The following is a 23,959-nucleotide window of genomic DNA, read 5'->3' as shown; positions in this document are numbered from 1 at the left end:
GAGACTGGGAGACTTCACATGGCCACGCAGGATGCCGATATTTTTGACGACATGCGTCACCGGCTGATCACGGGCGAGTTTGGGTATGGTACCAAACTGCGCGCGGAAAAGCTACGTCAAGATTACAACTGTTCTGCGAGCACGGTGCGGGAAGTCCTGTTCCGCCTGTCCACCGTGGGACTAGTAGATTTTCAGGAGCAGCGTGGATTTAAGTCGCCATATCAATCGGTTGAGCGACAACACGAGCTGACTCACATGCGTATTTTGCTGGAGACGGAAGGCGCGTGCCTGTCGATACGTTTGGGCGGCGTCGAGTGGGAATCCCGTCTGACCGCGGCCCACCACAAGTTGTCTCACATCGAAACCAGGGTGCGCTCATCGGGCGATCTGATTCCCCTGCTGGGGCTCTGGAGCCGGGCGGAGCAGGAATTCCACGAGACGTTGATCGACGCCTGCGGGTCCGGACTGTTAAAGCGTACGCATGTAGTAATTTACGAACAGTTTCGGCAACAACTGGTCTCGGCGGAGACAAATTATGGGTATTTTCCGGAGAATATTCGCGAGCATCAGGCGATTCTGGATGCCGCTTTGCAGCGCAATGAAGACCTGATGCGCGTCTGCGTGAACGACCATCTGGCGCGCAATCTGACACGGCCCCTGCCGCGCAAATCCTACCCTGATGCCTTCGGTAAATCCTCCGCGATATAGGTCTGTACGATTTCGTCAAAACTGCTCTCTGCTCTGAAGCCAAGCGCCGTGGCGCGGGCCGGGTCGAAGTTGCGCGGCCAGCCGGCGACGATCTTCATGATGGCCTCATCTGGCTGCGGCTTGATCAGATCGACCGCCTTTTGACCCGCTGCGCGGCGCAACGCCTCGATCTGCTCGGCCACGGTGCAGCTGATACCCGGCAGGCTCAGCGCGCGACGGTCTTCGAGCCGATCCGTGTCGAGGGTTGCCGCATGGATCAGAAAGCCAGCCGCAGCGCGTGGTGATGCGTGCCAGTGTCGTACCGTATCCGGCACCGGCAGCACCGCCTCGACCCCGTTGAGCGGTTCGCGGATGATCCCGGAAAAGAAGGAGGAGGCCGCCAAGTTGGCTTTGCCGGGGCGAACACAGATCGTGGGCAGTCGCAGCGACATGCCGTCCATGAAGCCCTTGCGGCTGAAGTCCTGCAGCATCAGTTCGGAGATGGCCTTCTGCGCGCCATAGCTGGTTTGCGGAGAGCAGAGGAACTCGTCGCCGATCTTGTCCGGGAAGGGCGCGCCGAAAACCGCTATGGAAGAGGTGAAGATCACCCGCGGCACATACGCGCCACCGCTTGCGTCATGTTCGCCGCGCAGCGCCTCCAGCAGATGCCACATGGCCATCATGTTGGTGGCCCAGCCCTTATCGAAATCGGTCTCGGATTCGCCCGAAACAATGGCGGCCAGATGATAGATCAGATCAGGCCGCAGACCCGCGAGCTGGGCGATCTTTGCAGGATCGGTCAGATTGCCGGTGATCTGCGTGGGCCCCTCGGGGCAGCTGGGCGGAAAGCCGATGTCAAACAGCGAGATGTCCAGCATGTCGTGGCCCGGCAGGCCTTCAGACAGCAACCGCGTCAACAGTTTCTGGCCAACCATGCCGCCGCCACCGATGATCAGAACGCGGGTCATGTGCTCAATCCGTTTCTGGCTTTCAGTTCGAGATAGAGCCCTGAATGATCCTTCTCCGCGCCATCCATGGCGTCGATGAAATGCTGGAACCTGTCCCGCACACTTTCCGTGGCGGGCAGCGTGAGGCCAAGGCTCGCCGCCTCGTCCAGCGTGTTGTTGAGGTCCTTGACCTGAAACTTGGTCAGCCCGCCGGGGTCGAAATTGCCAGTCGTCATACGTTCGCCATGCTGTTGCAGGATCACGCTGTCGGCAAAGCCGCCCTTGAGCGCGGCGCGTACCGCTGCCGGATCGGCGCCGCCCTGTTCGGCGAGCAGCATAGCCTCGGCCACGGCGCTGATGGTGACGGCGACGATGGTCTGGTTGGCGAGCTTCGAGAGCTGCCCTGCCCCAGAGGGGCCCACGTGAACGGGTCGGCCCATGGCCTCCAAGACGGCGCGGGCGGTTTGATACGAGTCCGGCTTGCCGCCGACCATGATGGCGAGGCTGGCGGCCTCCGCCCCTTTGGTCCCGCCTGAAACCGGCGCATCAAGGTGCGCGAAGCCAAGGCTTTCGAGTAGCTTGGCCTGGGCGCGCGCGTGTTCCGGCTTGGCACTGGACATGTCGATCCAGACTGCCCCGGGGCTGAGCGCCTTTGCAGCCAGCGCCTCTTCGATCACGGCGCCGGAGGCAAAACCGTCCGAGAGCATGGTGATGACGAATTCCGCACCGCTGATGGCGGTCATGGCATCGGGTGCCACGGTGGCGCCGTCCTCAGCCAGGGGTTCGGCCCGGGCCAGGGTGCGGTTCCAGACGGTGAGGTCATGCCCTGCCTTGAGCAGATTGCGGCTCATCGGAACGCCCATCAGCCCCGTTCCGATCAGCGTGATTTTTCGCGATGTGGTCATGGTGCCGGACATCCCCCTTAATCCGTTTTCCAAAGCAGTAGCCAAACTGGCGCTGTTGTCATACGCTAACGAAAACCAGCCATTGGACCAGCCCGTCCGGTGGTTTTTTGATGAAGACGGCAAAATTTGTGCTGCGGCCAGGGGTGGATCACCCGGTGTGGAGAGCCGGCCGCAAGCACTACGGGGGACACTTTTTTATGACAGGGCAACGGCTTAAGGGAAAGCGGGCGTTGGTAACAGCGGCTGGTCAGGGGATCGGGCGTGCAAGTGCTTTGGCCATGGCGGCAGAAGGTGCGCAGGTCTTTGCCACCGACATCAACATGGACGCGCTTTCCACGATTCGGGAGGCGAATCACGAAAATATCGAAATTTTCGAACTTGACGCCCGCAGCGATGAGAGTGTCTCCGCCGGGGTGGCGCGGGCGCAGCCGGACGTTCTGTTCAACTGCGCGGGCTTTGTGCATCATGGGTCTGTGCTGGATGCAACCGATGACGAATGGGACTTTGCCTTTGATCTGAACGTGCGGTCGATGCTGCGCACAATCCGTGCCGCCCTGCCGGGGATGCTGGAACGCGGGGGTGGATCGATCATCAACATGTCCTCGGCCTGCTCAAGCGTGATCGGCGCGCCGAACCGCTTCATTTATGGCACCACGAAGGCGGCGGTGATCGGGCTGACGAAATCGGTGGCGGTGGACTACGTATCCAAGGGTATCCGCTGCAACGCGATCTGTCCGGGCACGGTGGAGAGCCCGAGTTGGCATGACCGCGTGGATGCTTTGGGCAAGCAATTGGGCAGCAAGGACGAGGCGATGACGCAGTTCGTGTCGCGCCAACCCATGGGCCGCGTGGCCACGGCGGAGGAGATCGCGGCGCTGGTCGTTTATCTGGCGAGCGACGAGAGCGCATTTACAACGGGGCATCCCCATATCATTGACGGAGGCTGGTCAGGACAGTGACAGATTCTGGGACCAAGAAAATCGGAATAGAAGACCTGCGGTCGCGCAAGTGGTTCATGAACCCGGACAATCCGGAGATGACGGCGCTCTATCTGGAGCGGTATCTGAATTACGGGCTGACGCGGGAAGAGCTGCAATCGGGCAAACCGATCATCGGGATCGCGCAGACGGGCAGTGACCTCTCCCCCTGCAATCGCCACCATCTGGAGCTGACCAAGCGGGTGCGGGACGGGATCATCGCCGCCGGGGGCACCTGCATCGAGGTGCCGGTGCACCCTATTCAGGAGACCGGCAAACGACCCACCGCGATGCTGGACCGGAACCTGGCGTATCTGTCGCTGGTCGAGACGCTCTTTGGCTATCCGCTGGACGGGGTGGTGCTGAACATCGGCTGTGACAAGACCACGCCCGCGCTGCTGATGGCGGCGGCGACGGTGAATATCCCGGCGATTGCGCTGTCGGTTGGGCCGATGCTGAACGGCTGGTTCCGGGGCGAGCGCACGGGCTCGGGCACCATTGTGTGGAAAGCGCGCGAGATGCTGGCCGCCGGAGAGATCGATGATGACGGGTTCATGGAACTGGTGGCCTCTTCGGCCCCATCGGTCGGCTATTGCAATACGATGGGCACAGCGACGACAATGAATTCGCTGGCCGAAGCCCTGGGTATGCAGCTGCCGGGCTCAGCGGCGATCCCCGCGCCCTATCGTGAGCGCGGGCAGATCAGTTACGAGACGGGTCGTCGGATCGTGGATATGGTTTGGGAGGACTTGCGCCCTTCCGACATCATGACGCGTGAGGCGTTCGAGAACACCATCGTGATCAATTCTGCGATTGGTGGGTCGACCAATGCACCCATCCACCTCAATGGCATCGCGCGACATCTTGGCGTGCCGCTCGACAACAACGACTGGCAGAAGGTCGGTCATGACATTCCTCTGTTGGTCAATTTGCAGCCTGCGGGCGAGTATTTGGGCGAGGACTATCAACATGCAGGCGGGGTGCCCGCAGTGGTGGGGGAACTGATCGCGGCGGGGCTGCTGCCGCATCCCGGAGTGGTGACGGCCAACGGCAAGACGATGGCCGAGAACTGTGGCCATCTGCGCAGCGAAGATACCAAGGTGATCAAGCCGGTGTCCGAACCGTTGAAAGAGCAGGCCGGTTTCATCAACCTGACCGGCAATCTTTTTGACAGCGCGATTATGAAGACCAGCGTGATCAGCAAGGCATTCCGCGCGAAGTATCTGTCGAATGCGGAGGATCTCAACGCCTTCGAGGGCCGCGCGGTGGTGTTTGACGGACCGGAGGATTTTCATCATCGGATCGATGACCCGGCGGAGAACATTGACGAGGATTGTGTGCTCTTCATGCGCGGGGCGGGGCCCAAGGGCTACCCCGGTGGCGCCGAAGTCGTGAACATGCGGCCGCCGTCGTATTTGCTGAAGAAGGGCGTCGAAGCACTTCCCTGCGTGGGCGACGGACGGCAGTCTGGGACGTCCGGCAGTCCGTCAATTCTGAACGCGTCGCCCGAGGCGGCGGCCGGTGGCGGTCTCGCGCTGCTGAAAAACGGCGACCGGGTGCGGATTGATCTGAACACATGCACCGCCGATATGCTGGTGCCGCTGGATGAACTTGCTGAACGGGCGCGCGCTTTCGAAGCAGCGGGCGGCTATGACGCGCCCGAGAGCCAGTCGCCCTGGCAGCAGTATTTCCGCGAGAAGGTGGGCCGGTTCGACGAGGGCATGATCCTTGAGGATGCGGACAAATATCAGGACATTTCCCGCCGGTTCATGCCGCGCGACAACCACTAGCGCTCTGGGCGCGACAATCACCGAGCCGGCCTTCGGCGCGGCGACGAGGAGCGGTGGCCTGAAAGCCCACCTTACCCGCAAACTGAGAAGGACCAAGAAACGTGAAACTTGTGCGATATGGGGAGAGGGGCGCGGAGAAGCCCGGGATGCTGGATGCCGAGGGGACCCTGCGCGATTTGTCGGCGCATGTTGCCGACATTGCAGGAGACGTCTTGTCGGATGCCGGGGTTGAAAAGTTGCGCGGAATTGATCCCGCCAGCTTACCTGTCGTCGAAGGCGACCCGCGCATCGGGGCCTGCGTCGGCAATATCGGAAAGTTCCTGTGCATCGGGTTGAACTACTCCGATCACGCGGCGGAGACGGGTGCGGACATTCCCGCGCATCCGATCCTCTTTTTCAAAGCCAACTCCGCCATTGTCGGGCCCTACGATGATGTCAGCATGCCGCGCGGCTCAACCCACACCGATTGGGAGGTCGAGTTGGGTGTGGTGATCGGCACGACGGCCAAATACGTGAGTAAGGAAAGTGCCCTCGAACACGTTGCAGGCTACTGCGTTGTGAATGATGTGAGCGAGCGGCATTTTCAGACGCAGCTCACGGGCCAATGGACCAAGGGCAAATCTTGCGACACCTTTGGACCAACAGGGCCGTGGCTGGTGACGCGCGATGAGGTGCCGGACCCGCAGACCCTCGCCATGAGCCTCAATGTGAATGGCAAGCGGATGCAGACCGGCAATACCGCTACAATGATCTTCACCGTGGCGGAGATCATCGAACATCTGTCCTCTCTCATGACACTGCATCCGGGGGATGTGATTACCACCGGTACACCGCCGGGTGTCGGCATGGGCATCAAACCGGACCCCGTCTATCTCAAGCAGGGGGACGTTATGGAATTGACCATCGAAGGTCTGGGTGCACAGCGCCAAACCGTGACGGAGGATGCGTGAATGGCTGAGCTTTTCATGATCGGCAGTGCGACAGATGTCATGCTGGAGCGCCTTGGTGAGAAGTTCACCATCCACCGGGCAAAGGATATGGATGATCCGCAGGCGTGGCTGGCAGCAAATGGCAACGGCATCGAATATGTGGCGACCAATGGCCACGACGGGGTAAAGCCCGACTTCATGGCGGCGATGCCGAACCTGAAAGCCATCAGTTGTTACGGTGTGGGCTATGATGCCATTGACACCAGCGCAGCAAGAGCCAGGGGCGTTGTGGTGACCCATACGCCCAACGTGCTGAATGCGGAGGTTGGCACCACGGCTGTTCTGCTGATGCTGGCCTGCTACCGCGAAGTGCTGCGCGACGATGCCTATGTGCGGTCTGGACGCTGGGAGACCGAGGGCAATTCGGCGCTGACACGGTCGGCAGACAACCAGACTGTGGGCATTCTTGGCCTTGGCCGGATTGGTCAGGCGATTGCGGACAAACTGGCACCCTGGGGCACCAGGATTGTCTATCACTCACGTAGCCAGAAAGAGGTGGACTACAAGTATTACCCTAAACTTGTCGACATGGCGCGGGATGTGGACACGCTCATCTGCATCACCCCCGGTGGGCCTGCGACCAACAAGATCGTCAACCGCGAGGTGCTCGATGCGCTGGGACCGCAGGGCACGTTGATCAACGTAAGCCGGGGAACGGTCGTGGACGAAGAGGCGATGATCGCAGCCTTGCAGGACGGGCGTCTTGGCTGGGCGGGGCTGGATGTGTTCGAAGCGGAGCCGCATGTGCCCGAAGCGCTGCGCAAACTCAAAAACGTCGTTCTGTTGCCCCATGTGGGCAGCGCCACGCTGGAGACCCGAGCCGCCATGGGGGCGCTGACGGTGGATAACCTGCTGCAGCACCTGCAGGATGGCACGGTTATCAGCCCGGTCCCGGAATGCGCGGATATGTAAGTCCATGAGCCAGATCGCCTCGGTCACGGCCCGGCTCTTCAATGTCCCGCTAGATGAAGTGCTGGTGGATGCCAAACATGGCTCTCACAGCCACTTTCACCTGATCACGGCGACAGTGACGCTGAAGGATGGTCGCAGTGGCACGGGGTATACGTATAATGGTGGTCGCGGCGGGCATGCCACCGCGGCTCTGATTTCCCACGATCTGGCACCCTTTCTGGTGGGACAGGAGGCCACGGACGTCGAAGCACTTTATGATGCGATGCAGTGGCATATGCATTACGTTGGGCGTGGTGGCATTCTGAGCTTTGCAATCTCGGCGGTGGACATCGCCCTCTGGGACCTGCGCTGTCAGGCAGCGGGTCAGCCGCTCTGGCAAATGGCGGGCGGTGCGGGCAAGACCTGCAAAGCCTATGGTGGCGGCATTGATCTGGCTTACCCGCTGCCCAAACTACTGGACCATGTGCAAAGCTACATCGATGCCGGACTGAACGGAGTGAAGATCAAGATCGGGCAACCCACCGAAGCCGAGGATGTGGACCGCATCCGCGCGGTACGCCAGCAGATCGGGCCGGATGCTGCCTTCATGATCGACGCGAATTATTCGATGACGGTGCCGCAGGCGATCTCGCTGGCAACTGCCGTGAAGGATCAGAACATCCTGTGGTTCGAAGAGCCGATTATCCCGGATAACTACGCAGGCTACGCTGAGATTACGTGGGCGACGGGCATGGCCGTAGCACAGGGAGAGAACCTGCACACGATCCATGAATTCGAGATGGCGCTGGCGCAGGGTGAACTGGGGTTTATCCAACCTGACGCGTCGAACTGCGGTGGAATCACCGGGTGGTTGCAGGTCTCTGAATTGGCGCGGGAAGCAGGTGTTCCAGTGTGCAGCCACGGCATGCAGGAACTGCATGTCAGCCTGGTATCGTCGCAACCACACGGCGGCTGGATCGAAGTGCACAGCTTCCCGATTGACCGCTACACAACACGCCCCCTTGTCATAAAGGACCACCGAGCGGTGGCCCCTGATGATCCCGGGGTGGGGGTTGTCTTCGACTGGCCGCAGCTTGCACCATTCGAAGTGGTGCTCTGACCCGAAGGGTGCCGGAACAACCTGTCCGACCACCCTTCATTGTTCTGAAAATATGCAAATCCCGCCGCTTGCACGGGACGACAAGGATCAGATCTGCAGAAACCGCTGCGCAATCTTCGGGATCAGCCGGTCGAACTGCAACGGTGCGTCGGCCACGGCCAGACAGATGCAATCCTCGTGAATGTCCGCCACGGGCGTGTGATGCATGTCGCTGTCCGCAATCTCCACATCGCCACGGGCGAAGTAATCGTCGTCATCTTGAAACGCGCCCTTCAGCACCATGGTCATCTCTGTTCCGTGGTGTCCGTGATCCGGCATCGCGGTGCCGGCAGGGATAAAGAGCAACCGCGCAGAGGCATCCTTTGACGTCGGCAAGATGGCCTGTTTGACCCCCATGCCCACCGGTTTCCAACGGATCGCTTCCAGATCCCCGCCTACGTAGTCGCGCAGCGGCTTGGGCAGCACGCCGCAGGCATCGGTCTCGGCTGCATGCGGTTTGTCCACGGGGCCTCCGAGGATCAGCGCCAGCGTCGCCTCAAGACTTTCCGGCTGAAGGTCGGCCACGTCGTCTCTGCGCATCTGGTCCAATACTTCACCGCCCAGAGCGTCAAAGCTCTCGGCCTGCGCCCGACAGCTGTCACAGAGCGACAGGTGAGAGGCCACCATTAGGTTGAAGGCCTCGGGTAACGATCCCGCGGCATAGGCCATCAGGATGGCGTCATTCAGGTGATGTTTGATTGTCTCGGTCATCTTACATTTCACTTCATTGCGTGGCGCAGACGGTCCAGCGCCAGTCGAATTCTCGATTTGATCGTGCCCAGGGGCAGACCGGTTTCGGCGGCGATTTCGCTGTGGGTCAGATCCCCGAAATACGCCTTTTCAATCAATTCCCGCTGCGCATCCGGTAACTCTGCCAGCGCCGCACCGAGAATTTCGGTTTCCTGTTGCAGTGTCAGGACATCTTCCTGATCTGGTTCTTCTTCGGGGCCCCACGTCAGGTCCTCCGGTTCCGGTCGCCGTTGCCGGCGGATAAGGTCAATGCGCCGGTTCCGCGCAATGGTGAAAATCCACGTCGCCACGGAAGCCCGGGCGGGGTCGAACTGATGCGACTTGTGCCAAAGCGTCGCCATCACGTCCTGGGCACATTCCTCTGCGAGGGAGGCATCCGCGCCGGACTTCATCAAAAAGCCCTTCACCCGGGGGGCGAAATGGGCAAACAACTCGGCAAACGCCTGCGTATCCTGATCGTCACGGATACGGGCCACATGCTCCACCCAAAGCATCCGCGCAGGTCCGGTCGTTGCAGTCACTTTTCTTTGCCCAGCCTTCTTCATCGATACCGCAGGTGCCGCCGATGGCGTGCCCATCGATCGTGCTCTTGCGTCTATTACATCTGGTTCTACACCCGCTAACATGCTCAGATTACGCTGCGCATGCAGAATTAGATCAAAAAAACTTTGTTTTTAATGCAATGCATCCATTTTATCCAACACGCCGTATACATGGCACTGCAACCAGAAAGACCGGACACGTCCTTTATGCCCTTTGAAGCCCTGACCGAAGGCACCTTTGCTCCCTTTGACATTCCCAGGAAAACTCGAAAAGTCGCCGTCATTGGCGGCGGTATCTCGGGGATGGGTGCGTCCTTTATGCTGGGCAAGGACAGTCACGTTACCCTGTTCGAGGCGGAGCCGCGGCTGGGTGGCCATGCCCGGACGGTGATGGCGGGCAAACGTGGTGACCAGCCTGTGGACACCGGTTTCATCGTCTTCAACCGCGCAAACTATCCCTACATGACGGCCCTGTTTGAGCAGTTGAACGTGCCGGTTGTGGAGTCGAACATGAGCTTTGGGGCGTCCATCGACGGCGGGCGTCTGGAATATGCGCTGACCTCGCTCGACGCCCTCTTTGCGCAGCGCAGGAACGCGGTCACCCCTGCTTTTCTGGCCATGGTGCGTGATATATTGCGGTTCAACAAACACGCGGTCAGCATCGCGGAGGATCGCAGCCTGAGCCTCGGCGCCTTTCTCGACAAGCTTGGGACCGGCAGCTGGTTCCGCGATTACTACCTACTGCCGCTTTCGGGGGCGATCTGGTCGACGCCGACAGAAAAGATCATGGATTTTCCCGCCTATGCCATGATCGAGTTCTTCAAGAACCACGCACTGCTAGGCGTGCACGGACAGCATCAGTGGTACACGGTTGACGGCGGATCCGCCCAATATGTCAGCCGTCTGGCGGCGGCGTTGGAAGGCGCAGGCACTGACATCCGGCTTGGCGCGCCGATAAAATCTGTGACCCGTGGGGCCGGCCATGTGATCCTGCACCCCTTTGGCGGCGCCCCTGAGGTTTTCGACCACGTGATTTTCGCCACTCACTCGGATGACACGCTGCGGATGATTGGTGACCCGACTCCGCAAGAGAAGAAAGCGTTGGGCGCCATTGCCTACCAGCCGAACGACATCGTTCTGCACGCGGACACGGACATCATGCCGAAAAACCGCAAGACCTGGGCCAGCTGGGTCTACACCGAAGACAAGGACGCCCAATCCGACCGGATCGACCTCACCTACTGGATGAACTCTTTGCAGCCCATTCCGCAGGATGACCCGCATTTCGTCACCCTCAACACCAAACGCCAGATCCGCGAAGAGCTGATCTATGACGCCGTGACCCTGCGCCATCCGGTGTATGATCTGGCAGCACTTGAGGCCCAAAAGGACATCAGGACTTTCAACGGGACGGCGAACACTTGGTTCTGTGGTGCCTGGATGAAAAACGGTTTTCACGAAGACGGATTGTCCAGCGCCGTGGACGTGGTGCGCAGCCTGCGCATGGTACACCGCGAGCGGGTTGCAGCCGAATGACCGCCCGGGTCGATCATATCTCGGGCCTGACGTTTCACGGTCGCAAAGGTGCCATTGAGAATGCCTTTCGCTATTCCGTGGATTACATCCTGCTGGATGCCGAAGCACAGGTACGCTGCCCGCGCCTTTTTGCGCGCAACGGATCGGCGCTGACCTCGCTGCATGACAGCGACCATGGCGGCCCGCCCAAAGCGGGTCGGGGTGCACTTTGGGTGCGCGAGGTGCTGGAACAGCATCAGATCACCGGCGTGGCACAGATCGAACTGCTCGCGCAGCCGCGCATGCTGGGACATGTGTTCAACCCGGTCAGCTTTTGGCTCTGCCGCCGTGACGATGGCGCGTTGATCACGGTGATTGCCGAGGTCAGCAATACTTTTGGCGATCGCCACAGCTATCTATGCCACCACCCCAATCTGCGTCCGATTGAGCCCAGCGACACGCTCAAGGCGCAAAAGATTTTCCACGTCTCACCGTTTCAGCCCATCGAGGGCGGGTATAGCTTCCGCTTCGACATCAACGACGCGCGGATCGGCATCTGGATCGACTACACACGAGGCAACGGCGGATTGATTGCCACGCTGACCGGCAAACGCAAGCCGCTGACCAATCGGGCCATCCTGCGGTCCGCCCTTCTTCGGCCACTGGGCGCACGTCGTGTCCTTGCCTTGATCCATTGGCAGGCACTCAAACTCTGGGCCAAGGGGGCGCGGTACCGGGCCCGTCCGATGCCACCTGAGAAAGAGGTCTCACGGTGACGCAGGAAAGCGAGCGATTACCGGCCTATTCCCTTTTCGCGGCGCTTTTGGCAGCCGCTGGCCTGCCTATCTATATCCACGCACCAAAATTTTACGTGGATGAATACGGCGTGTCGCTGGCAGCCCTCGGGGCTGTCCTCTTTGGCCTTCGGCTGCTGGACGTGGTGCAGGATCCGCTGCTGGGCAAGCTGGCGGAAAAGCTGCGGGATCAGCGGGCTATCGCGGTCGCCGCAGGCTGCGCCGTGATCGCCCTGGCAATGGTCGGCCTTTTTGCCATTCCGCCAGTTTTGCCACCGCTGGTCTGGTTCGGCCTTACGCTGACACTGGTGTTTTCCGCCTTCAGCTTTCTGACCATCAACTTTTACGCCCAGGGGGTGATGAAAGGCACGCGCATGTCCGGCCAGGGCCACTTCCGGCTGGCGCGCTGGCGCGAGAGCGGCGCGCTGCTGGGCGTTTGTGTCGCGGCGGTGGCACCCGTTGCTTTGGCATCGGTCTTTGCCGCGCCCTTTGCGTGGTTTGCCATGGGTTTCGCCGTCCTCGCCGTGATCGCCGCTTTGGCGATGCGGTCGGAATGGAGCACGGCTGGCCTTGCGGCGTCCACCGGCTTCGGCGTGGTTCTGAAGGACAAACTGGCGCGCCGCCTGTTGCTGATCGCGCTGGTAAACGCGGCTCCCGTCGCCGTCAGCTCAACCCTGTTTTTGTTCTTTGTCGAAAGCAAACTGGACGCCCCGGGCTTCGAAGGGCCGCTTCTCCTCGTGTTCTTCCTGTCGGCCGCTGCTGCCGCGCCGTTCTGGGGCGCGATGGCCGAGCGATTTGGCCCAAAAGACGTATTGATCGTCGCCATGATCCTCGCAATCTGCGCCTTTGGGCTGACACTGACGCTGGGCCCTGGCGACTGGGTGTTTTTCGCGATCATTTGTGTGATGTCCGGGGCGACGCTGGGGGCTGACCTCACGCTGATGCCCGCCATTTTTGCCAACCGGATGGCGCGGATTTCGCCCTCCGCAGCGGAAGGGTTCGGGCTTTGGTCCTTCGTGTCGAAACTCACACTGGCCTTTGCCGCCGTCACCCTGTTGCCGATGCTGGAGCGGGCGGGGTTTCAAAGCGGTAGCGCGGCGCAGAACACCCCAGAGACGCTGGCCTTGCTGGCGATCCTCTATGCTGCCGTTCCCTGCGGTCTCAAGGTGATCTCCATCGCCTTGCTGGCCATCACCGATCTGAGCGAGGTCTGAGACCATGACTGAGTGGATGTTTTTGGCCTTCGGTGCCGTGGCCGCTCTGGTGGCCCTTTGGCTCTGCAAACGCATCGTCGGATTTGCAGCGCAAAAATCGGAAGACTACGAAGACGGCACACCGGACTTTGACATCCGCAAGCATCTCAATGGCCCGCTCCTCTGCGAAGGCGTCATTTACGGCCCGACAGGGCGGGTCAGCAGCCGGTTTGTTGCAGATTTCGATGCCACGTGGGAGGGCAACTCCGGCTCGATGAAAGAGCATTTTGTCTACGACGATGGCAGCGTTCAGGACCGCGAGTGGCATTTGCAGATCGACGCTCACGGCAAGATCTGTGCACAGGCCGACGATGTGGTGGGGGAGGGGTCCGGTCAGCAACTCGGACCGACGGTGCAGTTGAGATACCGGATCAGATTGCCCGAAGGGTCCGGTGGGCACGTATTGAACACCGTCGACTGGATGTACCTGACGCCAAACGGCACGATCATGAACCGGTCCCAGTTTCGCAAGTTCGGGATCAAGGTTGCCGAACTGGTCGCCACCATGCGGCCAAAGGACATCACATGAAAAACTGGAACGGAAAACGGTATTGGCTGGTGGGGGCCGGGGACGGTCTTGGAGCTGCACTGGCCACCCGTCTGAGCGCGGCAGGCGCCCATGTGATCGTCTCCTCCCGGTCAGAGGACAAGTTAAAGGCATTGGTCGAGGCGCTGCCGTCGGACGGCAGCTACCAGACGGTGGATGTTGCTGATGATCAAAGTGTGAAGGCGGCAGCAGAAGCAATTGGCCCGGTCGATGGCGTCGTTTTTCTGGCCGGGGTCTACTGGCCCTTTCCCGCACAGGAATGGAATGCCGATCAGGCGACCGCCATGGCGGATATCAACTTCACCGGGTTGGTGCGTGTCATGGGCGCCGTCGTGCCGGGCATGGTGCGCCGGGATGCGGGCCACATCGTGATCACCGGCAGTCTCAGCGGTTTTCGCGGTTTGCCGGGGTCCATTGGGTACACCGCCTCCAAGGCCGGGACCATGTCGCTGGCGGAGTGTATGTATGCCGATCTGCGCCAGACTGGCGTGCAGGTGCAGGTGGCCAATCCCGGCTTTATCAAGACGCAGCTGACCGACAAGAACGATTTCAAGATGCCCTTCTTGATGACGCCAGAAGAGGCTGCGGAATACATGTTCAAACATATGAACAGCGACCGGTTCAAGCTGAGCTTCCCGCGTCTTTTTTCGCTGGTGTTCCGGGGCAGCCAGTTGCTGCCGGATTGGCTGTATTTCCGGATTTTTTCCTAAAGACGCGCGGCGTGTTCCTGAAAGGTCTGTGCGGCGCGGGTCCAGACGGCTGCGTCCGGTGTCCCAAGCTGGGCCAGCACCGGCAGGAGCTGTTCAGCGTAGTCCTCGCTGCTCTCCAGCGGCAGCATTGATGGCAAGTTGTCGATGGCGGTTACATCGAGCATCGGTTCGGCATGCACACGCAGGGCGGGCGCGTCCCAGGTTGTCGTCCTGTCGTAGACCTTGATCGGGGAAAAATCGCTGTCCGGGTCACAGGCGATATCGCCAATTACGCTGAGCTTGCGCGGGCGGGTTGGCGCATCTGACGGCACGAAGACCGGCGTGCCGGGACGTGCCAGCACACAGTTGAAAAACAGCTCATGCGCCAGCACCTGGGGGAAGGGACCGCCCGAAGTAGTTTCCGCCATGTCCCACCTGGTGGTCGCCACACCCATGGCCGTGCAGAGATCGGCAACGCCCTTGCCGACGCGCCCCAATGCGCCGATGATCAGGGCATTGGGTCGGTGGCTGCCCGTTGCAACCAGATCAGCCTGCAATTTGGACAGCAAGTGGGTGGAGCTGTCATACGCCGTGATCGGACCCGCAATGTTGCCGGATTGCTGAGCAGCCCAGCACTTCAGCGCCACTGCCGCCCCGGCATACCCGGCCCAATAGCCAAAGGCCGCCACCCGGCGCCCTTCGTCATCCAGCAGGTATTCGAGGTCCAGCAAGGTGCCACCGCCCGCCTTGAAACGCTGCAGCAGGCGCAACCCGGCAGGCTGCCCCTTGAAGGCGTGCCCGAACATGATGTGGCGGTGACGCAGCGGCGTGCCGTCCTCGGGCAGTTCCTTGAGGCCAAAGATAATCGCGTCCCCGGGCGCGTCGGGCCAGCTGTGAGGGCGTTCCATCTGGCACCCTGCGTCGGCGTAGGCCGCATCCGAGATGACACGCGTGGGAGAGTGTTCGACGCTGACCTTCATACCCGTCGCCAAAAGGGAGGCGGCCCCTTTCGGCGTCAGTCCAACACGGGTCTCATTGTTGCGCTGTTCTGCCCGGACCCAAAGATGCAGCTGGCTCATAGCATGCCCTTGGCGGTGACCGCCTGGATCGATGGGCGCGCTGCCATACGCGCCAGATAGGCCTTGATCTCGGGGAAGTCATCCAGGGACACGTTATCCCGTTCGAGCCAGCTGCACAGCATGTAGGCATGTGGATCGGCGATGGAGAATCTGTCCCCCAGCACATAGTCGCCTTCAAGGCAGTCGCTGGTGAAGTAGCGCGCACAGTCGGTCATGGTTTCGGGCACTTTGGCCGCCATGTCGTCAAAGCTTGATTGCTGCGTTGCCCATCTGTCGCCGCGGCGCATATGCGCGTGGTTCACATGCATCGTCGCTGCGAGGAAATGGATCACGCTGCGCATCTGGGCGGCCCGCTCGGGGTCTGCTGGCACCAGATTGGCCCCCGGTGCAAGGGCCGCGACATAGTCCAGCAAGGCGCCCGTTTCGGTCAGTAACGCCCCCGCATCGGTCTCCAGCGTCGGAACGCGGCCCTTGGGGTTCAGCGCCAGATACTCGGGCTTTTTCTGCTCCCCGGACTGGAAATCCACAAGCACCGGCTCATAGGACAGCCCTGCTTCTTCCAGGGCGATGGCCACAGCAATCGAAATCGTCCGCGGGGCGTAATAAAGACGCATCATGATATCCTCTTAAACATGGGTCTGGGCATAATGCCGGTCCGGGTCTTCAAGATGTGGAATGGCGTTGAACATGGTGGGCGACAGCGTGCCGCCGATCGGGAACAGCCGGTGTTGTGAGGTGTTGTAAATGGCCAGTGCCATCTGCGCCATCGCCGTGATGTCGAGCCGGAGTACCTGCCGCATCGCCATGGAGATCAACCCGCCCGAGGTCACCACAAGCGCGGGGCCGTCGCCTTCTGCGATCTCTGCCAGTGCGGCGCTCACCCGGTCTTCGAAATCGCTGAACCGTTCCGGCGCGCCCGCAATCTCGTCACGCTGCCAATAGGCGAAGACCTGTGGCAAATGGGTGGTGAATCCGACCTGATCGGTTGGAAAGGGGATGCCGTGTTCTTCCTCCAGCGCGCGGGCCAGCGTCAGGTATTCCAGCTCATTGAGGCGCGCATCCCGCGTGGGCGTCAGCCCGGTGTCCATGGAGCGGGCTGTTTCAATATGCCTTTTCAACGTGCCGGTGTAGAGTCGTACGTGATGCTGATTCTGGTTGCGCAGATGGGTGCCCAGCCAGGCGGATTGTTGATGGCCGAGTGCGCTCAGCTTGTCGTAGCTGGCTTCATCCTGGGCACCGGAATTGGCCTGACCGTGGCGTATGAGAGTGATGTGAGACATTGGCTCTTCATAGGCGAGCGGTCGCGCGGTGGAAAGGGCGGGTGCCTCCGGCGGGCATATTTGCGGAACAATGAATAGACAGGTGCCTCTTATCGGAAACTTTCTGCCGTGAATCCTGTGCGAGGTGTCGGGATTGGGGCTACGGTGGGGGATGCGCCGTCGCTATAGTCGGGCGGAATTTTGTGGGAGACGGGTGCGATGAGCGACAAAATCACCTTTACGCTGGACGGTCAGCAGGTTGAGGCCGAGGCGAGTCTGACCATTTGGGAAGTCGCAAACGGTCGTGGGCTGGTGATCCCGCATCTGTGTCACAAGCCCGCACCGGGGTATCGCCCGGATGGGAATTGCCGCGCCTGTATGGTCGAGATTGAGGGCGAGCGCACGCTGGCCGCCTCCTGCATTCGTGAGCCCTCCGAGGGGATGGTGGTGACGACCAATTCCGCGCGGGCGGAAGGGGCGCGTAAGATGGTGGTGGAGATGTTGCTGGCCGATCAGCCAGAGCAGGAGGTGGCGCATGATAAGTCCAGCCATCTTTGGGAGATGGCAGCGCTGAATGGCGTCTCCGAGAGCCGGTTTCCGAAGCTGGAGGAGGGGCGCATTCCGCTGCTCGACGACAGCCATGTGGCGATGTCGGTGAATCTGGATGCCTGCATTCAGTGTGGGCTTTGTGTGCGGGCGTGTCGCGAGGTGCAGGTCAACGATGTGATCGGCATGGCCGGTCGGGGGCATGATGCGTACCCGACCTTTGATATGGCGGATCCAATGGGCGAGAGCACCTGCGTGGCCTGTGGGGAATGTGTGCAGGCCTGTCCGACGGGAGCGTTGATGCCTGCGACGGTCGTGGATGACAACCAGGTGGGCGACAGCGCGGATTTCGACAAGGAGGTTGAGAGTATCTGCCCCTTCTGCGGCGTTGGCTGTCAGGTCTCGCTCAAGGTTAAGGACAACAAGGTCAAATACGTCGAGGGCATCAATGGTCCGGCGAACGAGGGGCGGTTGTGCGTCAAGGGGCGCTTTGGGTTTGACTACATCCACCATGACCATCGCCTGACCAAGCCGCTGATCCGGCGCGAGGATGCGCCTGCCAAGGGGCTGAATGTGGACCCGGGCAACTGGTCCGAGCACTTCCGTGAGGCCAGCTGGGAAGAGGCGTTGGATTTTGCCGCTGCGGGCATGAAGGGCCGGGGGCGTGAGATTGCGGGCTTTGGCTCCGCCAAGTGTACGAATGAGGAGGCGTATCTTTTCCAGAAGATGATCCGTCAGGGGTTTGGACACAACAACGTGGATCACTGCACGCGTCTTTGCCACGCATCCTCGGTGGCGGCGCTGATGGAGAATGTGGGTTCGGGCGCCGTGACCGCGACCTTCAACGAGATCGAAAACGCGGATGTGGCGATTGCCATCGGGTGTAACCCGATCGAGAACCACCCCGTGGCGGCGACTTATTTCAAGCAGTTCACCAAGCGGGGTGGCAAGCTGATTGTGATGGACCCGCGCGGGCAGGCATTGAAGCGCTTTGCCAGCCATATGCTGCAATTCCGCCCCGGCGCGGATGTCTCGATGCTGAACGCGATCATGCACACGATTGTTGAGGAGGGCCTCTACGATCAGCAGTACATCGACGCCTATACCGAGAACTGGGAAGCTGAAAAGGCGCATCTGGCGGATTTCTCGCCTGAAGACATGGCCCGGATCTGCGGGATTGAGGCGGAGGTACTGCGCGATGTGGCGCGGACTTTTGCGGGTGCCAAGGCCGCGATGATCTTCTGGGGCATGGGTGTGTCGCAGCATATCCACGGCACGGATAACTCGCGCTGCCTGATTTCGCTCGCGCTGATGACCGGGCAGGTGGGGCGGCCCGGTTCCGGCCTGCACCCGCTGCGCGGTCAGAACAACGTGCAAGGCGCGTCCGACGCGGGCCTCATTCCGATGTTCCTGCCGGACTATCAACCTGTGACCGATGACGGTGTGCGGTCCGCCTTTACCAAGGTCTGGGGCTCTGCGGATTTCTCGAATGAACGCGGGCTGACCGTGACCGAGATCATGGACGCGGTGCATGAGGATAAGATCAAGGGCATGTATGTGCTGGGGGAAAACCCGGCGATGTCCGATCCGGATGTGGAACACGCCCGCGCAGCCCTGGCCAAACTGGATCATCTGGTGGTGCAGGATATCTTCCTGACGGAGACGGCGAATTTCGCCGATGTGATCCTGCCGGCCAGTGCCTTTGCCGAAAAATCGGGCACCGTGACCAATACCAACCGGCAGGTGCAGATGGGTCGTCCGGCGGTGCCGCCCCCCGGTGAGGCGCGGGAAGACTGGTGGATCGAGGTTGAACTGGCAAAGCGGCTGGGCCTTGGCTGGACCTATGAGAGCCCGGCGGATGTCTTTGCGGAGATGAAGCACAATATGCGCAGTCTCGAAAACATCACCTGGGATCGGCTGATGGGCGAAAACGCGGTGACCTACCCGTCGCTCAGCCCGGAAGACCCCGGTCAGGCGATTGTCTTTGGCGATGGATTCCCGCGGCCGGAAGGGCGTGCGCGGTTCACGCCCGCGAGTGTGATCGCCCCCGATGACGTGCCGGATGAAGAATTCCCGATGATCCTGACCACGGGGCGCCAGCTGGAGCATTGGCACACCGGCTCCATGACCCGGCGGTCTGCGGTGTTGGATGGTCTGGAGCCCGAGGCAAACTGTTCGCTGCACCCCTCCACGCTGCGCAAACTGGACGTGGCGCCCGGCGAGCATGTGGTGCTGACCACCAAGCGCGGTAGCATTTCGATCATGGCGCGGGAGGATCGCGCGGTGGCCCCCGATATGGTCTTTGTACCCTTTGCCTATGTCGAAGCGGCGGCGAATATTCTGACCAACCCGGCAATTGACCCTTATGGCAAGATCCCGGAATTCAAGTTCTCCGCCGTGCGTGTCGAGAAGGCGGAAAAGCAGGTCGCGGCGGAATAGCCGCGACCACGATCATTCGTAGCGCTCACCCGGGCTGAGAAGCTCGAAGCCGGTGATTTCGAATTTGTACATATCCGAACGGTCCGGTTTTTCCGCCCGGGCGATCAGCTTGCCATCTGCGTTGGTGTAAACCGCATACGTTGTGTGCAAGGCGCGGTAGCAGTATGTTCCGTTGGGATAGTCGTATTTTATCATGAAGGCTCCTTTGATCGGGTCTACGGCCTGCTGATGCCCGTTTCTGACAGGAGGCCGATCTTCTCCTTTCCAGTGACGGCACCTAGGATCGCCAAAAACCGGAGCGTATTTGTCCATGGTGAACCCTGATCGTTTTCTCGCTGATCTGCACAAGCTGCGGTCCTTCGGAGCCGCGGGCGTCGGCAAGGGTGTTGTGCGCCCGGCCTACTCGGAGGCCGATGTGGCCGCGCGGCGGTGGCTGGCAGACCAGATGCGCGCAGCCGGATTGCAGGTGGCGGTTGACCCCATGGGCAATCTGTTTGGCTTGACCGAAGGTCCGTCCCTTCTGCTGGGTTCGCACAGTGACAGCCAGCCCGAAGGCGGTTGGCTGGATGGCGCCCTTGGCGTGATTGCCGCATTGGAGATTGCCCGCGCCGCGCGCGAAAATGATGGACCGCCTGTCTCGGTTGTCTCCTTTCAGGATGAAGAAGGTCGTTTTGGCGTGACCACGGGATCTGCGGTTTGGTCAGGCCACATGTCGCAGAGGCAGGCAGATGCGCTGACGGATCACGCGGGCGTTCCGCTTTCACAGGCGCGGCAGGTCATGGCGGATATGGTCACGGGCGAGGTTGATCCCGCGCAGTTTACAGGGTTCATCGAGATGCATATCGAACAGGGCCCCACGCTGGACACAAGCAGAGAAAAAATCGGGGTGGTCACGGATATCGTTGGTATTCGCGACATGAAATTCACCTTTGAGGGGCAGCAAAACCATGCTGGCACAACCCCGATGCCACTGCGCTGGGATGCGTTTCAGGCTGTGTCAGCTTTCAACACGCTATTGAATGAGCGGTTTCAGAACGTGGTGACCCCGCAGACGGTCTGGACTATTGGGCATGTTAGCCTGCACCCCAATGCGTCCTCGATCGTGCCAGGGCGGGCGGTGTTTTCGATGCAGTGGCGGGATGCCGATGCCGACCGGCTACAGCGCATGGAACAGATCATCCGCGAGACGGCGCAGGAAGTTGCTGTGCAGCGCGGAATGCAGCTCTCTTACGGGCCGATGCTGGGGTTGGAGCCGGTGGCCATGGATGCGGGATTGCAAGACGCTCTGGTGCAATCGGCACGATCCATTGTGCCGGACAGCTGGCGCAGAATGACATCCGGTGCCTTGCATGACGCCACCAATCTATCGCGATTGATGCCGGTTGCCATGCTGTTCGTGCCGTCGATTGATGGCATCAGCCATGCGTTCGAGGAAGACACCTGTGAAGCGGATCTGGTGACCGGTCTGAAGGTCTTGGCGCAGGCCGTCGGGCTACGGCGCTAAGGTGGCCTGAAGCCCTCCCTACCTGCTGTCTGCCAGCACTCAGCTCCAAGCGACGTCACCGAGGAAAATATAGCCCGCGCCATAGATCGTTTTGATCAGCTGCGGGTTCTTCGGATCTTCGCGCAGCTTGGTGCGCAGGCGAGAGATGCGCACGTCCATCGCCCGGTCAAAGCTTTCGCTGGCCGCCCCCCCCAGATGGTCCTGCATCTGCGCCCGGCTGATCAACCGTTTGGGGTTTTCAAGAAACAGCCGGAGTACTTCACCTTCTGCGTGGGAAAAGGGCGTTTGTTTCCCCTCTGAATCCTCTATTAGATATTGGTCGAAAAACACCTGCCACCCGGCAAAGCGGGCAATCTGGCCCGCTGCGGCTGCGGGCTTCGAGGTGCGCAAACGGGCCCGGATGCGGGCAACGACCTCTGCCGGGTCGAAGGGTTTGATGATGTAGTCATCCGCGCCCAGTTCCAGACCGGTCACCTTGTCCTGCACCAGTGCCCTGCCGGAGATGATGATGACAATAGCCCCCTGTTCCAGCGCCAGCTTGTGCACCAGCGTCAGGCCATCCGTGTCGGGCAGCGACAGATCGACAAGACAGACGTCCGGTTGATGCTGCGCCAGCGCCGCGGTGAAGGCCTGCGCGCGTGCAAAGCTCAGCGTGCGAAAGCCTGCCTCCTCCAGCGCGTCGGTCAGCATGGTACGGATGGCCGGTTCGTCGTCGAGGATGGTCACCAAGGGCGCGGTCATGAGGCGATTGCCTTGCTGTTTGACGGGCCCAGGACGGTGCTGATGTCCTCTGCCGTAAATGGTTTTTGCAGCAGAGGCGCAATTCTCTGGGCGGATTGGTAGAGCGCATGGTCCGCAGGCAGGGAGGTCATCAGGATGACCGGCACGACACCGATCAGACGCTGTGCGAGGTCGATGCCCGTGGCGTCTCCGGCCAGTTGAATATCTGACAGCACCAGTGAGATTTCCGGCAGATCCGCCATTAATGCGCTGGCTTCATCGGCGCTGACCGCCTCGATGACCGAGTGATTCAGATCGGTCAGCATATCGCGGTAGAGGGCGCGCAGATCATCACGGTCTTCCACCAGCAGTACCAGCGCCTGCGGGGTTTCCACCGCCGGCCTGAAGGGCAGTCGCAGGACCACGCGGGCGCCGGCATCGGTGTTTTCCAACCGCAGATCGCCGCCTGCGAGCTTGGTCATGTCGTAGACCATCGGCAGGCCGAGCCCGGACCCTTCGGCCCCTTTGGTGGTGAAAAACGGATCGAACCCGTGGCTGAGCGCGCGGTCCGAAAAGCCCGGCCCTGTGTCCGTGACCTGCCATTCAATCCAGGTGTCATGTACGATGCGCAGCCTGACCAGAATGCGACCCGTCGCCCCACAGGCATCACGGGCGTTGAGGATCAGGTTCAACAGGCTGTCCGTCGCCATGCCACCGTCCAGCATCACCAGACCCTCGGGCGCAGACACATCCAGATCCAGCGCGATGCCCTCTGGCAAGGTGTGATCCGCAAGTCTGCGCAGGTCGTCCATCAACTGACGGAGGCTGGTGGCGCTGGGGCGCAGGGCGCGCTGTTCGGTCATGCCGGCAATGCTGCTCAACAGAGCACCCCCCCGTCGGGCTGCGGCCAGCGTGCCTTCTGCCATTTCGATCACGTCACCGGGCAGATCCTGGTGCCGCAAAAGCTTGGATTGCAGCCCGAGAATGATCGTGAGCAGGTTGGAGAAGTCATGGGTCAGGCCAGAGGTCATCTGGGCTGCCAGAGCACGGCGGTGGGTTTGCTGCAAGGCCACGCGGGCCTGCATTTCGGCGGTCACATCCATGGACAGAATGTAGATGCCCCCCCGGGTGTCGGGGGTAAACGCCGCCCGGATGCGGCGTGCACTGGCATCATCGGTGAACTCGAAAACGGAGGCCTGACCCCCATAGGCCTGCTCCAGATGCGGCACGATCCGGTTGTACGCGGAGGCGCCCAGGGCGCTGCTGATGTGCATGCCGTGAATGTCTGACGGGCGTCCCGGGATCACAGCGTTGAGCTGTCGGTTGGAATAGGTGTAGTGCCCTGCTGCATCGATATGCGCGATATGCGCGGGCATCATTTCCGTGGTGAGCCGGGTGCGGGCCTCGATCTCCGTCAGCTCACGCTTGGCTTCTTGCAGCGCGGCATTCATGGCAGCCAGCGCACGGTTCGTACTGGAAAGTTCCTCTGCATAGGTGTTGAGCTGATCGGACAGTTCCTCCGACCGGCTTTGCAGCAAGGCCTCCTGTCGCTTGGTGCGCGTGATGTCTGTGTAAACCGTGACCCACCCACCCTGCGGCAGCGGTGCACCTTCGACGCTGATGATACGCCCGTTCGAGCGTGTGCGTTCCATGTAATGGGGTTCGAACGCGCGCGCCTGGTCGACCCGTTCAGCCACAAAGGCGTCAATGTCGGTCACATCGCCATACTCGCCGCGCAGGACCAGATGCCGGATCGTGTCCTCAAAAGTGGCACCCCGTGTGACCAAGGCATCTGGCAGATCGAACATGCGTTGAAACGGGCCGTTGCAGACGGCCAGTTGCAGGTCGGAATCGTAGATCGTCAGAGATTGACCGATCAGGTTGAGACCGGCGGCGGTCAGCTCCTGCGTTCTGGAATCGGAAAGGGCCAATGCTGCTCCTGTGACTGCGCGCGGACGGCGCAAACCTATCACGGAT

23 protein-coding genes are annotated in these 23,959 nt (G+C 61.0%); 13 read left to right on the top strand and 10 right to left on the bottom strand.

The window, feature by feature from the left end; translation table 11 throughout:
- Positions 1-18 precede the first annotated feature (18 nt).
- Positions 19-708, top strand: coding sequence for a GntR family transcriptional regulator (locus Q1A07_RS08170; protein WP_299779635.1), 690 nt, complete (start codon positions 19-21; stop codon positions 706-708).
- On the opposite strand, the gene denD is transcribed toward Q1A07_RS08170, so the two are convergent.
- Together denD and Q1A07_RS08160 are read right to left on the bottom strand one after the other, a co-directional pair.
- Positions 672-1,655 (bottom strand): D-erythronate dehydrogenase, encoded by a 984-nt coding sequence (gene denD, locus Q1A07_RS08165; RefSeq protein WP_299779633.1) that lies wholly within the window; start codon positions 1,653-1,655, stop codon positions 672-674. The genes Q1A07_RS08170 and denD overlap by 37 nt on opposite strands.
- Positions 1,652-2,539, bottom strand: a complete 888-nt coding sequence (locus tag Q1A07_RS08160; RefSeq protein WP_299779631.1) for an NAD(P)-dependent oxidoreductase — start codon at positions 2,537-2,539, stop codon at positions 1,652-1,654. The genes denD and Q1A07_RS08160 overlap by 4 nt, the downstream gene beginning before the upstream one ends.
- 197 nt (positions 2,540-2,736) lie before the next feature.
- On the opposite strand from Q1A07_RS08160, the gene Q1A07_RS08155 reads away from it, so the two are divergent.
- The 5 genes from Q1A07_RS08155 to Q1A07_RS08135 all read left to right on the top strand — a co-directional run bounded on the left by Q1A07_RS08155 (position 2,737) and on the right by Q1A07_RS08135 (position 8,306).
- Positions 2,737-3,498 (top strand): SDR family oxidoreductase, encoded by a 762-nt coding sequence (locus Q1A07_RS08155; RefSeq protein WP_299779629.1) that lies wholly within the window; start codon positions 2,737-2,739, stop codon positions 3,496-3,498.
- Complete coding sequence (locus Q1A07_RS08150) at positions 3,495-5,306, top strand: IlvD/Edd family dehydratase (protein WP_299779628.1); 1,812 nt, start codon at positions 3,495-3,497, stop codon at positions 5,304-5,306. The genes Q1A07_RS08155 and Q1A07_RS08150 overlap by 4 nt, the downstream gene beginning before the upstream one ends.
- Positions 5,307-5,407: 101 nt before the next feature.
- The gene (locus tag Q1A07_RS08145; RefSeq protein ID WP_299779626.1) at positions 5,408-6,256 is read left to right on the top strand and encodes a fumarylacetoacetate hydrolase family protein; all 849 of its coding nucleotides are present in this window, start codon (positions 5,408-5,410) and stop codon (positions 6,254-6,256) included.
- A complete protein-coding gene (locus Q1A07_RS08140; RefSeq protein ID WP_299779624.1) occupies positions 6,257-7,207 on the top strand; it encodes a 2-hydroxyacid dehydrogenase in 951 nt (316 codons plus the stop codon).
- Positions 7,208-7,211: 4 nt separating this feature from the next.
- A complete protein-coding gene (locus Q1A07_RS08135) occupies positions 7,212-8,306 on the top strand; it encodes a mandelate racemase/muconate lactonizing enzyme family protein (protein WP_299779622.1) in 1,095 nt (364 codons plus the stop codon).
- 87 nt (positions 8,307-8,393) lie between these two features.
- Here the strand turns inward: Q1A07_RS08135 and Q1A07_RS08130 are convergent, their stop codons facing one another.
- Together Q1A07_RS08130 and Q1A07_RS08125 are read right to left on the bottom strand one after the other, a co-directional pair.
- Positions 8,394-9,056, bottom strand: coding sequence for a ChrR family anti-sigma-E factor (locus Q1A07_RS08130; protein WP_299779620.1), 663 nt, complete (start codon positions 9,054-9,056; stop codon positions 8,394-8,396).
- Positions 9,057-9,064: 8 nt separating this feature from the next.
- Positions 9,065-9,589 carry a sigma-70 family RNA polymerase sigma factor gene (locus Q1A07_RS08125; protein WP_299781372.1) on the bottom strand — a complete coding sequence of 175 codons (525 nt, stop codon included), beginning with the start codon at positions 9,587-9,589 and terminating at the stop codon, positions 9,065-9,067.
- Positions 9,590-9,844: 255 nt separating this feature from the next.
- Here Q1A07_RS08125 and Q1A07_RS08120 point away from each other — a divergent pair, with 255 nt between their 5' ends.
- Genes Q1A07_RS08120 through Q1A07_RS08100 form a run of 5 tightly spaced genes read left to right on the top strand, consistent with a single transcriptional unit; the run spans position 9,845 to position 14,456 of the window.
- Positions 9,845-11,173 (top strand): FAD-dependent oxidoreductase, encoded by a 1,329-nt coding sequence (locus Q1A07_RS08120; RefSeq protein WP_299781370.1) that lies wholly within the window; start codon positions 9,845-9,847, stop codon positions 11,171-11,173.
- Positions 11,170-11,928: a DUF1365 domain-containing protein gene (locus Q1A07_RS08115; protein ID WP_299779618.1), complete on the top strand. Its 759-nt coding sequence runs from the start codon at positions 11,170-11,172 to the stop codon at positions 11,926-11,928. The genes Q1A07_RS08120 and Q1A07_RS08115 overlap by 4 nt, the downstream gene beginning before the upstream one ends.
- Positions 11,925-13,160 (top strand): MFS transporter, encoded by a 1,236-nt coding sequence (locus tag Q1A07_RS08110; RefSeq protein WP_299779616.1) that lies wholly within the window; start codon positions 11,925-11,927, stop codon positions 13,158-13,160. The genes Q1A07_RS08115 and Q1A07_RS08110 overlap by 4 nt, the downstream gene beginning before the upstream one ends.
- Before the next feature lie 4 nt (positions 13,161-13,164).
- Positions 13,165-13,728 carry a DUF3833 domain-containing protein gene (locus Q1A07_RS08105; protein WP_299779614.1) on the top strand — a complete coding sequence of 188 codons (564 nt, stop codon included), beginning with the start codon at positions 13,165-13,167 and terminating at the stop codon, positions 13,726-13,728.
- The gene (locus tag Q1A07_RS08100) at positions 13,725-14,456 is read left to right on the top strand and encodes an SDR family NAD(P)-dependent oxidoreductase (RefSeq protein WP_299779612.1); all 732 of its coding nucleotides are present in this window, start codon (positions 13,725-13,727) and stop codon (positions 14,454-14,456) included. The genes Q1A07_RS08105 and Q1A07_RS08100 overlap by 4 nt, the downstream gene beginning before the upstream one ends.
- On the opposite strand, the gene Q1A07_RS08095 is transcribed toward Q1A07_RS08100, so the two are convergent.
- From Q1A07_RS08095 to Q1A07_RS08085, 3 genes are read right to left on the bottom strand one after another with little or no spacing between them, the layout of a single operon-like run.
- Positions 14,453-15,514, bottom strand: coding sequence for a saccharopine dehydrogenase (locus Q1A07_RS08095; protein ID WP_299779610.1), 1,062 nt, complete (start codon positions 15,512-15,514; stop codon positions 14,453-14,455). The two genes, Q1A07_RS08100 and Q1A07_RS08095, sit on opposite strands and share 4 nt — an antisense overlap.
- Positions 15,511-16,131 carry a glutathione S-transferase family protein gene (locus Q1A07_RS08090; protein ID WP_299779608.1) on the bottom strand — a complete coding sequence of 207 codons (621 nt, stop codon included), beginning with the start codon at positions 16,129-16,131 and terminating at the stop codon, positions 15,511-15,513. Before Q1A07_RS08090 ends, Q1A07_RS08095 begins: the two co-directional genes overlap by 4 nt.
- A gap of 9 nt (positions 16,132-16,140) precedes the next feature.
- Positions 16,141-16,794 carry a histidine phosphatase family protein gene (locus Q1A07_RS08085; RefSeq protein WP_299779606.1) on the bottom strand — a complete coding sequence of 218 codons (654 nt, stop codon included), beginning with the start codon at positions 16,792-16,794 and terminating at the stop codon, positions 16,141-16,143.
- Positions 16,795-16,992: 198 nt separating this feature from the next.
- Here Q1A07_RS08085 and fdhF point away from each other — a divergent pair, with 198 nt between their 5' ends.
- A complete protein-coding gene (gene fdhF, locus Q1A07_RS08080) occupies positions 16,993-19,758 on the top strand; it encodes a formate dehydrogenase subunit alpha (RefSeq protein WP_299779604.1) in 2,766 nt (921 codons plus the stop codon).
- Positions 19,759-19,770: 12 nt separating this feature from the next.
- Here fdhF and Q1A07_RS08075 read toward each other — a convergent pair whose 3' ends face one another.
- Complete coding sequence (locus Q1A07_RS08075) at positions 19,771-19,953, bottom strand: hypothetical protein (protein ID WP_299779602.1); 183 nt, start codon at positions 19,951-19,953, stop codon at positions 19,771-19,773.
- Between the two features lie 115 nt (positions 19,954-20,068).
- On the opposite strand from Q1A07_RS08075, the gene Q1A07_RS08070 reads away from it, so the two are divergent.
- The gene (locus tag Q1A07_RS08070) at positions 20,069-21,262 is read left to right on the top strand and encodes a hydantoinase/carbamoylase family amidase (RefSeq protein ID WP_299779601.1); all 1,194 of its coding nucleotides are present in this window, start codon (positions 20,069-20,071) and stop codon (positions 21,260-21,262) included.
- A gap of 39 nt (positions 21,263-21,301) precedes the next feature.
- On the opposite strand, the gene Q1A07_RS08065 is transcribed toward Q1A07_RS08070, so the two are convergent.
- Complete coding sequence (locus tag Q1A07_RS08065; RefSeq protein WP_299779599.1) at positions 21,302-22,003, bottom strand: response regulator transcription factor; 702 nt, start codon at positions 22,001-22,003, stop codon at positions 21,302-21,304.
- A complete protein-coding gene (locus Q1A07_RS08060; protein WP_299779597.1) occupies positions 22,000-23,913 on the bottom strand; it encodes a PAS-domain containing protein in 1,914 nt (637 codons plus the stop codon). Before Q1A07_RS08060 ends, Q1A07_RS08065 begins: the two co-directional genes overlap by 4 nt.
- Positions 23,914-23,959 lie beyond the last annotated feature (46 nt).

Origin of the sequence: uncultured Roseobacter sp. (genome assembly GCF_947492555.1) — a bacterium.
Classification (GTDB): domain Bacteria; phylum Pseudomonadota; class Alphaproteobacteria; order Rhodobacterales; family Rhodobacteraceae; genus Roseobacter.
Note: the sequence above shows the minus strand (reverse complement) of the source record. Positions and strands in the feature narration are given on the sequence as shown.

What these genes read in the sequence shown, in the direction of transcription:
- Q1A07_RS08070 (WP_299779601.1), top strand. Translation starts at nt 20,069, where the DNA reads ATGGTGAACCCTGATCGTTTTCTCGCTGATCTGCACAAGCTGCGGTCC.
- Q1A07_RS08095 (WP_299779610.1), bottom strand. Translation starts at nt 15,514, where the DNA reads ATGAGCCAGCTGCATCTTTGGGTCCGGGCAGAACAGCGCAACAATGAG.
- Q1A07_RS08155 (WP_299779629.1), top strand. Translation starts at nt 2,737, where the DNA reads ATGACAGGGCAACGGCTTAAGGGAAAGCGGGCGTTGGTAACAGCGGCT.
- Q1A07_RS08135 (WP_299779622.1), top strand. Translation starts at nt 7,212, where the DNA reads ATGAGCCAGATCGCCTCGGTCACGGCCCGGCTCTTCAATGTCCCGCTA.
- denD (WP_299779633.1), bottom strand. Translation starts at nt 1,655, where the DNA reads ATGACCCGCGTTCTGATCATCGGTGGCGGCGGCATGGTTGGCCAGAAA.
- Q1A07_RS08140 (WP_299779624.1), top strand. Translation starts at nt 6,257, where the DNA reads ATGGCTGAGCTTTTCATGATCGGCAGTGCGACAGATGTCATGCTGGAG.
- fdhF (WP_299779604.1), top strand. Translation starts at nt 16,993, where the DNA reads ATGAGCGACAAAATCACCTTTACGCTGGACGGTCAGCAGGTTGAGGCC.
- Q1A07_RS08160 (WP_299779631.1), bottom strand. Translation starts at nt 2,539, where the DNA reads ATGACCACATCGCGAAAAATCACGCTGATCGGAACGGGGCTGATGGGC.
- Q1A07_RS08065 (WP_299779599.1), bottom strand. Translation starts at nt 22,003, where the DNA reads ATGACCGCGCCCTTGGTGACCATCCTCGACGACGAACCGGCCATCCGT.
- Q1A07_RS08105 (WP_299779614.1), top strand. Translation starts at nt 13,165, where the DNA reads ATGACTGAGTGGATGTTTTTGGCCTTCGGTGCCGTGGCCGCTCTGGTG.
- Q1A07_RS08125 (WP_299781372.1), bottom strand. Translation starts at nt 9,589, where the DNA reads ATGCTTTGGGTGGAGCATGTGGCCCGTATCCGTGACGATCAGGATACG.
- Q1A07_RS08090 (WP_299779608.1), bottom strand. Translation starts at nt 16,131, where the DNA reads ATGATGCGTCTTTATTACGCCCCGCGGACGATTTCGATTGCTGTGGCC.
- Q1A07_RS08085 (WP_299779606.1), bottom strand. Translation starts at nt 16,794, where the DNA reads ATGTCTCACATCACTCTCATACGCCACGGTCAGGCCAATTCCGGTGCC.
- Q1A07_RS08120 (WP_299781370.1), top strand. Translation starts at nt 9,845, where the DNA reads ATGCCCTTTGAAGCCCTGACCGAAGGCACCTTTGCTCCCTTTGACATT.
- Q1A07_RS08075 (WP_299779602.1), bottom strand. Translation starts at nt 19,953, where the DNA reads ATGATAAAATACGACTATCCCAACGGAACATACTGCTACCGCGCCTTG.
- Q1A07_RS08130 (WP_299779620.1), bottom strand. Translation starts at nt 9,056, where the DNA reads ATGACCGAGACAATCAAACATCACCTGAATGACGCCATCCTGATGGCC.
- Q1A07_RS08115 (WP_299779618.1), top strand. Translation starts at nt 11,170, where the DNA reads ATGACCGCCCGGGTCGATCATATCTCGGGCCTGACGTTTCACGGTCGC.
- Q1A07_RS08170 (WP_299779635.1), top strand. Translation starts at nt 19, where the DNA reads ATGGCCACGCAGGATGCCGATATTTTTGACGACATGCGTCACCGGCTG.
- Q1A07_RS08100 (WP_299779612.1), top strand. Translation starts at nt 13,725, where the DNA reads ATGAAAAACTGGAACGGAAAACGGTATTGGCTGGTGGGGGCCGGGGAC.